Here is a 12,131-nt window from a genome sequence, read left to right on the forward strand (position 1 = left end):
TATTAATTTTATTTAAATCATTTATCAAAGAATGAAGTAGTTGGTTTTGAAGGTGTTTTTTCTTCTACTTCTTTGTAAAGATGTTTATCAATTTCTGCAAAACTAATATTTAATTCATTTTCTAAGTTAACAAAAATCTTTTCCATCTCTTCCTCTTTACCTTTCAAGAAAAGTTTAATTTCTTCTAAGTCTTTTTGAATTGAATCAAATATCTCTACTCTATCTTCAACTAATTTCTCTAAATGCTCTTCTTGTGTTGCGTGGAATGAAGAAAGACGTTCCACTTCTTCATTAAGAATGGACATCTTTTCTTTCAGTGAATCTATTTCATAATTCTTTCTCTGTTCTCGATATTTTTTTATGCTTATTTGAGCTAATTCTTCTAAAGTAGGTATATTTCTTGGTCTTTTTGGGGGTTCTTTTTCTTCTGGATATTCAATATTAGCCATAATATCAAGTAGTTCTTCATCTGGCTCTTGATGAATATCAGTATCTTCAAGTCTTGGATCTGCTGCAAAAGTAGGATCATCAAAGTCATAAGTATCTGGAGCCTTAATAAAGTAATCTTTTTCTGAGAATATTTCTGTGTATCCGTCCTCTACAAAACCATCATCACTAAATACAATTTCTGAATTTACTACTCTTACTGACTTATTCTTAAAGAGCCTTCTGGAAAGATTAAATAAAGTATCTTTAAATTCTCCTTCTGCATTGGAAATAGTAAAGTTTTCATCTTTTCAAAGTTGTAACTCTTGATCCTCAACTGTTCTATATCTCTCTCTTCTTTCTTCATAAGTTAAAGCTCTAGTGTATTGTTCAAAAGGCTCAAATTGTGTTTCATACTTACTACTAATGGCATCTAATTGGTTTTCTTTTAAATCTTTAAGAGCAACTTCTTCGCCCTTCTTTCTCTCTATAGCTTCTTCTCTATCTCTTCTGCTCTTTAGTAATGCATTTTGTTCAGGAGTTAATTTAGATCATACTTGGTCAATAATTTCAAATTGATCATCATCTAGAGTCTTAGGATCTAATCCAATTAAATTATCTTTTTCACCAGATAAAGCAAAAGATTCTTTAGGTATGAATAAAACTCTTTGGCTATGTTCAGAAAGCTTTAATTTTGAAGTATCTAATTGCTTAATATATTTTCCCTCTAATTCAGAAGCCTTAGGAATGGCTAATTCATAACCTAACTTCTTAAATTCCTCTTGAATATCCCCAAATATTCTTTCTCACTCTTTCTGTCTCTTATTAGCTTGTCCTAGGAGTTTCTTAGCCTGCAAATAAATCTTGGCTACACATGTGCTAGGTATAGAAGAAAAAGCTTCAACTACTTCTCTTTGTCTAGTAAATAACTTATCTATTACTGGTAAAGCTTCATTATTTCATCTATCTCATCAAATTTGAACACATTCTTGCAAAAGAATGTCATTTCTTGAATAAGCTTGCGATACTTCATTTTGAAATTCATTTAAAGTAGTCCTAATTCAATCAAAGAAATCATTAAACTTCCTCTCTTTTTCATTAACTAAATTCTTTAATTTGAAGAAATATCTATTAAATTCAAGTTTTCTTCTCCTAAAGTCCTCTCTATCTTGCTTATGATCAATTAACGTTTGTTTGTAATTGTCATAAAGTGGAATACTCTTTAAGTTATCAATATATTCTTGAGCTCTTCTTTTTTCTGCCTCTATTTGTTCTTGAACATTAGCTGAAGCTTCATGTAAGTCGCCTATATGCATCAAAGCCTCTTTACGCTTAGAGGCTTGAATAGCATCGAAGAAAGCATTAGTTTCTTCTTGCTGTTGTTCTATTAATTCTTGTTGTTCAAGAAACTGTATTTCTGCCTTAGCAAACTTGGCATTATTTAAATTAGTTAAATGTCTAATTAAAGTGCTCTCTAACTCTAAATGTTTGTCATGTAAAGAATTAACTTCAAGATTTAAATCAATTAATTTAGCTGTAACTTCTTCATCAATCTTAGCTATTAAGCTTTCACTACCATGGATATCTAAATAAGCTCTTTGTTTAATATCTCCATGTTTCTCATCTAACTCTTTAATCCTATAACTAAAGTTATCTAATGTATTCTTGGCTCTATTAAGAGCTTTCTCTAATTCATTCTTTTCTTTGGCTTTCTTTTGATATTGAGGATCATCAACAGGAACTAAACCTTTATCTAATAGTTCTTCTTCTAAATTTTTTAGATTTGAAATACTTTCTTCAAATCTTCCTCTCAAAGTCTCTATTTTTTTACTAATCTTTACATCAAAAGTTTCATGAAGAGCTTCAAGATTTAAAGACTCTTCTTTCCTAGTAAAAACTGGTGGTTTTTGAGGAGAGAGTATCTTTAATTTCTTATTTAAGTCCTTGACATTAGTAAATCAATATTCCCTTAAGTCAGATCAAAAAAGGTCAGTATCTTTAAAACTACTATTAAGTGTAAATCAAAAAGTAGGAGTTCTTGAATAATCCGTAGGCCTTTGGAATATAGCTTCATTAGGATTATTTTCATATATTAATGTCTCTTCTCCTACAGACTCTTTAGAAGAAGAAATCACATTTTCAGTAACTGAAGGAATATCTGATAAGTCTTTTGTTTGTATCTCTACTACTTCCAAGTCCTTCTTAGGAGCAGTAATAGGTTCAAATATCTCTTTTTCTTGAGCAGGAGGAACTTTAACTGTTGTTTGGACAGAACTAAGAGCGCTAAATCTTTGTTCTTCTCTCTCTAAGAATAATTCATGTTCTTTCTGTGCTACCTTTAATTCTTTATCAGTAGCTTCTTTTGAGGCTTTAGGAGAAGGAACTCTTAATTCTCATTCAATACCATTAATTCTTACTGTAGTAGGCTCATTTCCTTCATACTCTATTGTTGGATCATCGTAGTCATATTCAACCTTTACTAATAAATGTTTTTTCTCAGCTCAAGGACAATCAAATATTTGATATTTATGACCACCAATATTAGTTACAGATTTCTTAATTCTTAATGCCTTTACTTCTTTTTCTGCAATTAAGAAAACGTATTTAGAGGAATATAAATAAAGCTCTTTACGTAACGAGGAGGTAAAGGTTTTTGGCATTACCTAGCTATAGAAATAAGCATTTCTGCATTACCAAAACTACTTAAATAATATTTATTAAAGAATAAATAGTAAAGGATAGTAATTACGAACATACAAGCTCCCATTACAAGAAGCTCCCAGTTTTCTGTTTTATACGCTCTAAAGGAAGTTCTATTTTCTTGAGGCCTATAGCCTCTTGCGGTCATGGCTGCCGCAAGCTCATCTGATTTAATAAATGAAATTACAAATATGGGGATAAATAGAGACCTGAGTGCATTGATTTTATCAGTTAATCTTCCATTTTTATAATCTATACCTCTACTTGCTTGTGCTCTTATTATTCTAAAAGATTCAGTGATTAGTGAGGGCACAAATCTTAATGCAATTGAGACAGTTAATGCCATTAGTTTTGTGGGAAGTCTAAGTATTGAAAGAGGTCTAAATAAATCTTCAAGAGCATAAGTAAAGGAAGTTAAGGGGGAAGTCATAGTAAAGATAGCAGAAAGAATAATTACTAGGATTATTTTGTTAGCTAAGCTAAAGGCGTTCATTATTTGGAAAGAGGAAACAGTGTATCAAGCAGGTAAGAAAGCTACATATTTAGTTTGGCCTCCAACATTGATTGGCATAATTCTTCATTTAGGACTTTGAGTTACAGCAGTAAGGGCTGTCTTAATAGCTCCATGATTACCACAATCATGCATCTTGTTTCATCCTATTTCTCTCTCTATACAGGCAGCTGTATCTCCTAGCTTTACTGAACTATCGCCTCCAAGTATTTCGCCTCCCCAATACCATCCATGGTGTACTATATCTCCCTCTAATTTTTGATAAGTTTTTGAGCCTAAGATATCGTAATAAGTACTTAGTACATTACTAGTTCAAAAGCCTGGAGACTTCATAAAAAAGAAGTTTACTGTTAATAAAAAGCATATTAAGAAACCATAAGCAGGTAAAGCCTGCTTAGTTACAAATTCTTGTGAATCACTATACTTTACTACTACTCATACAAAACCAATAAGTACTAATTGTGTTAATAAAGTAATCCTCAAGAATAAGAGAAAGATTATTGATAAGAATACTAAGAACTTTATTAAGGGATTTAATTTATGAACAGGAGTATCCTTAGGTTCATAACTATTTTCTAAGAACATTTAGAATGGCATCAGATAACTCATAGTAGTTTTTTGGCTCATAATTTCATATCTTTGCAAATTTTTCAGAAGATTTAACTAACTTTTCAATAAACTCAATAATTTTAGGAGTTCCAAGATTTAATCTTTTATCTCTAAAAATTCTATAGGGTTTTCCGCTCATTATTAATCTGCCTCTATCCATTACTAATAATTCTTCAGAAAGCTCCAGAATTAAATCAATATTATTAGAGATAACTATTATTGTCTTATTCTGTTCTTTAAGATCTTTAATTATCTCTACTATTTTTTGTACTGAAGTGGGGTCTAAACCTAATACAGGTTCATCAAAAATAATTATTTCAGAGTCTATTACTAATATACCAGCAAGAGCTACTTTCTTTTTTTGGCCTCCTGAAAGCATAAAAGGATTACGATCAAAGAATTCATCTGATATTCCTAACTCTCTTAATTTCTCTTTAGCTTTCTCCTCTGGATTATCAGTATCTATACTAAGCATCTCTAATCCGCAACAAACATCCTCTAGTACTGTAGACTTAAAGAGTTGATATTCAGGATTCTGTAATACCATTCCTATACTGCGTCTTATTTTTCTGAAATTAGGAATAGTTTTTTTAAAAAAATAAATATTTTCTCCATTGAAATAATAGATATTACCTTTGGGAGATTTAATTAAGCCATTAAAGTGAGCGGCTAATGTACTCTTTCCCGAGCCGGCAGGTCCTATAATGCCATATACTTTTTTTCTTCTGAATTTGAAATTAAAGGGATGTACTATTGTCTTATTATTACTTTCATAAAATACATTCTCTACTTCAAAAGCATTTCAAGGATCTAATCTATATCCTTTAACTCTCCTGTATTCGCCTAAATACTTCTTAAAGAACACTAGTTAATTTCTTAATTAAATCATCTTCATCCTCAAATACAGGTAAATCTAATCCTTTTTCTCTAAGTGCTTGGGCTAAGCAATGTGTAAAGGGTAAGTCTAAATTAGAGGATTTAAGAAGCTCTAGATCCTTTAATAATTCTTTTGGAGAGCCTTGTGCTAATATAGTTCCTGCTTTAACTAATACCATTTCATCTGCCACTAATAATTCTTCCATATCATGTGTTATTGATATTACTGTTTTTTTTTGTTCTCTAACTAAACTCCTCATAATATTAAGTAAATCTTTCTTACTATTCATATCTAACATTGAAGTAGATTCATCAAAAATAATTATTTCAGGATTAAGAGCTAAAGTAGAAGCAATAGCTACTTTTTGTTTCTCTCCTCCCGAAAGTAAAGAAGAATTAAGCTTTAATAAGTGTTCAATATTTAAGAACTTACTAACATGATCTATTATTTTCTTAATTAATAATCTAGGTATATTCCTATTCTCTAATCCAAAAGCTATATCATCCTCAGCCGTTAAACCTACAAATTGACTATCAGGATTTTGGAATACTAGTCCTAATTTATGTAATACTTTCTTGTAATTCTCATCGTTTAACTCTATATCTGAGACTTTAATAATGCCAGATCAAGCTCTAACTAATCCTATCAGGAGTTTAGAAAGAGTGCTCTTTCCTGAGCCGTTATGACCTACTATACATATATATTTATTAAAGGGTAGCTTTAAATTTAGATTCTTTAGTATAGGTTTACCTTCTGTATAGCCAAAATTTAAATCTATTAATTCAATAGAGTATTGTCCTCTACTCATTTAAAGATTTCATAGCCACTGGTAAGTAAAGAGATTTTATTTTTTTCATAGATCTAAAGTATGAAAAACCAAACATACCTAATAACATAAAGCAAGAAGCTATAGCATAATCTGGTCTTAAGTAAATAGGTAAGAATATAGATACTGCATTAAATACTTTATCAACATACATAGCTAATAGAGCTTGTGTTACTGGTACTGCTATTAATACAGAGAATCCAAATATTAAACCTAAGTAAAGAAGAATAGTCATTGAATTCTCTACATATGAGAATCCAAGTAAGTTTAGTATAGTTAACAAATTTTTTAAGTCTTCAATAATAAGAATAGTAATCACTAATAATGAACATACTAGTAATGGAGCTAGTATGGACATAAATAGATTTATCACTGATAATACTAAATCACTTACAGTACTAAATACAAAGTCATTAAAGACACTCATATTATTAACATTAGAGATGGCTGGTTGTAGTGAAAATCCCTTACCATAAACTTTCTCTAATTGGTTAGCTAAATCTTCTGGTTTACTTACTTTTTGTAAGTTGTATTTAAGCTTGAATGCTTCATAATTTTGAGGTTGTACAAACTTACTATCTCTTAATTTAGCATTATCAAAACCATTATTCTTTAAGAAAGTTAAGAATTTATCTCCTGATTTATTGATATTAATTTTTGTGTAAATACCTGAAGGAGAGAAGCCTGATACACCTTTTGTAAATTGGAAAGGTAAAGCTTTTGAATCAGTAAACTTCTTAGTAATTATTCCATTGTATCCATAATCAGAATCTAATCCTAGTATTTCATTAGCATATTGTTGACTTGTATATAGAGCTGTTTGGTAATAAGAATCAAATATATCTACTACTTTAAAGGTTACTTCTTTAAGCTCTTTATTATCATTCATTTGTTTAGTGAATCTATCATAGGTGTTTTGAACTTTAAATTTAAATGTAGATCCTACACTTAAATTAGAACGTTTTGCTGTGTAATGGTTAATAATTACTGGGTATATATCTCCTTCTTTTTCTAAGTACAGTTTCTTATTAATATTCTCGCCGTCTCTAGTTAATTTAATATAGCTACCTCTTGAATCTTGTTTAAGTCCATATACTTTAAGACCTTTTAGATCATTCAAACTACCTTGAAGGTAAGTATAAGTTTGATCCCCATTTGGAGTAGCTTCATAATTAGGACTTGTAGATGAAGACGTAAGTCCATATTTTGAATCGGCTTGTACATCTCCAGTTACTTGTCAATCCTCTGTATACTGTTTACTATAATCAACTGCATATAGGTTTTGGTGGAAAGCAATCTTAACTGGCGCTATTTCTGGCGTTAAGAACTCTGGGTCATTAAGCAAGGCATAGAATAAATAAAGAAAGTCTGGTCTAAAGATAATTAATCTATCGGGGTGCTTTCGCTCTTCTTCGGTTTGTTTGGATGCATCAGCTGTTTCATCTGAACTCATTTGTAATTTGTCGTAGAAGTAAATTAGTTTGGATGGATCTAAATAATAAGTTCCTTCAATTACTTTGTCTCTAAAGGTTGGCTTCATTTTTGAGTGCTTTACTGATCATGATTTTTTTCCACTAATTACAGTTCCTGGAACTATATCATCCTTAGCATTATTGCCTAACTGCTTATGTCTAGTCATAAATCTCTTAACAAAGAATTCTCCATATCTTGATTTAATTATTGCCTCTACAAAATCTAAATAGTTCTTATCCATGGCATCAACCATTTCTGGAGAGTATTTAGAAAAGTAATCGCTGAATTCTTTTCAAGGATTAATTTGAACTGATTTACCAAATAAATTGAAGTTTCAATCGTGATTAAGCAGTAAAGAAACAACTACTTTGTTCTTAAAGAAAAATGGGTCTTTTTGAACAAACTCAACATCTTTGTGTGTAAACAATCAGTAGTTAGAGTGATCTCTAAATAATCTTGAAAGCGTTGGGTGATAATTTTTTTGTGAATCTTTGTCTTGGAAAGTCCTAAAATCTCCTTCAACTTTAGAATTTTCATTTTTTACATTGCCAGAGCTTGGTCTTACTGTATTGGTTCCGTTGAAAACATCATGAAAATTTCAAGATTGTGGCGCCCCAGAAATTCCAGAATGTTTTGAATTCTTACTAATAGTTGGAAAATCCTTCTTATCTTTGTAAGCATCTATTAGTGGTTTAAATAAAGGCTCATTGTCATATTTAAGCATTTGTTGTTGTTGTTGTTGTTGTTCGTCTGGTTTTGTAGACTTATTTCATATTTCGCCTTCAACAGGAACATAATCAGATAACTGAAAATCTTTCAAGTTCTCGGAATCGTCTGTTGGATTAAATACTTTCTCTTTCTCTTGTTGTAAATCCTTTATGGCTTCAATGGCTTCTTTAGTAGAACTTGAAAATATCTGACCATCAAGATGTTTGACATTTCTCATGGCAAATCCCTCTGTTGTGTATTGAGATAAGTCGCAAGTATTTGAAGCTCCATTATTTTTGCTCTTTAAAGTGCTCTTTAATAAATAAACGTTGTAAGCGTTCTCTGTTATGAGCTTACTTGGGAAATCTAAATCCATAACACCTAGTTTTTTGTAAAGTGCTTCAATATCTTCATTTGGACACTTCTCTAAGAATTCAGCTAGGTCATTGTAGTGAAATGGAGATACTATTCCAGATGAAATAACTTCTGGGTTATCCTTACTTATCTTTATTTCTTTAATTTCAAATTTAGGATCGGTTGGGCTTGATCCATTTATCTTCTGTATTACTCTCTTAACTTGAGGTATTCTATTTAAAAAAGTATTGCCTAAGTTTTTGTAAGAACTTAAGAAGAATTGTCCAGACTGCTCAGAAGGAGTCTGAAAATCCATCTCAAAACCATAATTCTTGCTTGCTAATTCATATTGGCTTACTCTAGAGAATTGTCCCATATTATTAAATAAGAAACTACTAAATAGGAATAAGAAAACGGAGGCAACCACTAATATTAGACCTCTATTAATAGTATTAAGAATTACAGAGAATCTAAATTTCCATACAGAAGAAGTTTGTCTTAATAATCTATTAAAAAAATCAATAAAGGCGTTAGATCTAAACATTGAACTTGTCTTCATCAAATTACCGACATTAGGCCTTAGTAATTTGAATGAAGGAATAAATGAGATAGGAATAAGTACTCCAACAATAGTAATTAAATAGTTAATAAATTTAGATAAGTTAAAGGAATTAAAGATTGGATCTAAATATCAAATATTTGAGAGTAAAGAAAAGATAGCTGGCTGGAATATTAGAGATCCAAAATATCCTAATGTTACTCCTACTACGGCAGGGAAGAAAATAAAGCTAAAGGAAGTAGTTACTATTTCTTTTCTAGGAATACCATTAGCTACAAATATACCAAAGGTATTTAAGCTAGAGTTAATATATTTCTTAATTAAAGTTCATACTGTAAAGAAGATTATGGATCCTACTATTCCTAAAAGGATGTAGGATACTAAATCTACAGCATTAGTAAAGCCATTTACATAATTACTTCTTAAATAAACTAATGAAGGAGTGCTAGGTGTATCACTTACTTTCTTTAATTCATAATCTAAAGTATCTGAACTTACTTTAATTTCAGTGCTTGGTGTTAAGAATTTATCGATATATTCTCTTAATTGTCTATAGTAGTCTTCCTCTAAGCCATAATCTTTAACTGCTTGAGGATAAGCAAGACTTAAGTAATATTCATTTCAAGAAGAAAGACAATTGTAGGCTATATTTTGATAGCCATAATTGTCCATGTATATTAATCCTTCTCTATCTGTATTTGGTACTAAATTAAGGAAAGTATGAGTAGGTAATAAGAAGTCAGGAGAAAGAGCGGTACCAACAACAATTATCTTATTACCATTAATATTTACTATGCTGTCAGCATTTTTGGGATTCATCAAAAATGCATGGTATTCTTTCTCTCAATCTTCTTGTGTCAAGAATTCATCTTGAATTAAGTCTTTAAATTTATCGTAATCCTCTTGAGTAATAGGAACTATATTATTCTTCTTAGCGTACTCGGGAGATACTAAACCAAAAGCAGAAGTGAATTGGTCTATATATCCAAGTGATTGGAATGTATATGTATTATGTTGCAATCTTCAAGTCTTAGTAAAGTTAATAATTTCATAGTCAGTAAATTCAAGAATAGCTCTAGATCCTTCTGTCTTAAGTTCTCTAGCATAAGCCATTAATTGTCAAATATATTTTTCAATTTTTTGCATCTCATTTCATGAGAAAAAAATACCTTTCTTTCAAGTATCTGGAATACTAGTAGAGTAGTATCTATATACTTGCTGAAATAGATGTGAATATTCTGGTTTTGAATACTTAGCTCTTGCTAAGAGTTTGAAAGTATCTGCATACATATGAGAGACTACCATCTTGTTAGGGTCTGGGCTCTGTAATGTATTAATTCTCTTAATTACTTCAATATTGTCTTGAGGAGAAGTAAATAAATCATTACCACTAATGATTTTCATTCTGTTCAAAGAGGAGTCGTCTTTGACTTCTCTAGTGATTACTTTAAAAGAATGGCCCGTTTTTGAAGTGTCATTAAGTTTGGAAGAAATATTGGCTGGGTTAGTAACTACTACTGATTTGTGATATTGAGATGAAATGCTTCAGTCTTGTTCTTCAGCCCTTTGTGTTTGAATACTGTAAGTAGGAGCGGAAGCTAATCTAATTGATGTTTTTCTGTCATCAAGTATTGTTGAAGGATATTCATATTTAAAGTTGTAAAGTAAGAAAGATAGGGTAAATAAGTTGTAGTTGTTAATGAATTTCTTAACTATTGATAAGTTATTAATTTCAATCAATATTAAATGTTGCTTAATAGCCTGTTGGAGGGCTTCTTTAAGCTTTTGGTAAACTAGATCAAAGCTATCTGGTTGAGGCTTAAAATTAGTTGGGGCTGAATCTTTTGAATAAGCAGAAATAGTACATTTATTATCTTTGTTGTAATCGCCATCTATTCATTTATTAATAATACTCTTTCAAACACTTGCTAATGTTCCGCTTTCAAAATTAGTATCACAACCCGATAATTTTTGTCAGGCTTGATCGGTATTTTTTAAGGTACTTATTGAATCAGTTCCTCTTACAGTACTAAATAAATAATCCCCTAATTCTTGGGAAGTGGATGATTCTGTTGGAAACTTAAACGGATCATGTTGTTTAATGTCTTTAATGTTTGAATCAATTAATTTATTAAGGTTATCTTTGGCTTTGGCTTTGGCTTCATCAAAAAGTTCCTTTAATTCTTTTGTTGGCTCTTGCTTATTTTTTCATCAATCCTTGCTGTAAGTAGCGTCCTTAATATGATCTCATAGCATCAATTTAATAAGTAAAATAAGTGATTCTGAATAAGAAAGCCCTGGTACCATAGGTATCCAAGCTTCAAATTCATCAACTACTTTACTGAAAGAAGAAACATAAAATTTTGTAGGTATCTGTTTAAAAATGTCAGATCTCCTAAAGATGTCTATACTTTGTCTAGTTTGTTCGTCTAATTTGTAGTATTGAGGAGTTGCCCTAATACTATCAATAAGAATTTGAAAATCATTTGTTATTTCTTTAGCTCCAATTTTATTTTTGAAAGAAATATTGAATTCCAAAAAATAATCTTTTTCAAACAACTGTCGAAAACTAAAAATTGCTTTTTCATCTCGGCCTCCATTTTGATGTGATCTGAAAAAATATTTAGGATTAAACGCCTTTTTTTCGTGCGCCTCATAAATTTCTTCTGCTGTTAAAATACGTCCGTTCTGATCTTGGTTTCCTTTGTCTTTGTCTGTACTTATTATCTCTTTAAAGTAACCAACTAGGTTGGCGAAATATGTGTTGAAATTATTAGTGTGTTTGTGGGCTGTTTTGTCATATCCACAATTTTCAAGAATATTTACAGATTTAAGATCTGCTTCTTCAAATACATCCTCTCTTGGATTACCAGTAAGTATTAAAGAAGCTTTATTCCTATCTAAAAAGGAAACTTCTTTAGTATAGTTTTGAAGAAAAGTATCAGATGTTCAACATATTAGATTGGCATTGGCATTGGCATATCCATAATTTTTAGGATCTGAAGCATCGCCTATAGGTATGGTCAATAAGCTTTTTGGTATTTTTTCAAGTTTTGATGAGGATGAGGATGAGGATGAGGATGAGGAT

General features: G+C 30.6%; 5 protein-coding genes. All 5 read right to left on the reverse strand.

Going from position 1 to position 12,131, the window contains the following annotated elements; genetic code table 4:
* Positions 1-8: 8 nt before the first annotated feature.
* Genes A6V39_RS05225 through A6V39_RS05245 form a run of 5 tightly spaced genes read right to left on the reverse strand, consistent with a single transcriptional unit; the run spans position 9 to position 12,070 of the window.
* Positions 9-3,086 (reverse strand): hypothetical protein, encoded by a 3,078-nt coding sequence (locus tag A6V39_RS05225; RefSeq protein ID WP_187150616.1) that lies wholly within the window; start codon positions 3,084-3,086, stop codon positions 9-11.
* Complete coding sequence (locus A6V39_RS05230) at positions 3,086-4,222, reverse strand: energy-coupling factor transporter transmembrane component T family protein (protein ID WP_187150617.1); 1,137 nt, start codon at positions 4,220-4,222, stop codon at positions 3,086-3,088. Before A6V39_RS05230 ends, A6V39_RS05225 begins: the two co-directional genes overlap by 1 nt.
* Positions 4,206-5,111 carry an ATP-binding cassette domain-containing protein gene (locus tag A6V39_RS05235; RefSeq protein WP_187150618.1) on the reverse strand — a complete coding sequence of 302 codons (906 nt, stop codon included), beginning with the start codon at positions 5,109-5,111 and terminating at the stop codon, positions 4,206-4,208. The genes A6V39_RS05230 and A6V39_RS05235 overlap by 17 nt, the downstream gene beginning before the upstream one ends.
* Entirely contained in the window at positions 5,101-5,931 is an 831-nt protein-coding gene (locus A6V39_RS05240) for an ATP-binding cassette domain-containing protein (RefSeq protein ID WP_187150619.1), read from the reverse strand. The genes A6V39_RS05235 and A6V39_RS05240 overlap by 11 nt, the downstream gene beginning before the upstream one ends.
* The gene (locus tag A6V39_RS05245; protein WP_222702670.1) at positions 5,924-12,070 is read right to left on the reverse strand and encodes an ABC transporter permease; all 6,147 of its coding nucleotides are present in this window, start codon (positions 12,068-12,070) and stop codon (positions 5,924-5,926) included. The genes A6V39_RS05240 and A6V39_RS05245 overlap by 8 nt, the downstream gene beginning before the upstream one ends.
* Positions 12,071-12,131: the final 61 nt, after the last annotated feature.

This window comes from Candidatus Mycoplasma haematobovis (assembly GCF_001645765.1).
Taxonomy (GTDB): domain Bacteria; phylum Bacillota_I; class Bacilli_A; order Mycoplasmatales; family Mycoplasmoidaceae; genus Eperythrozoon_B; species Eperythrozoon_B haematobovis.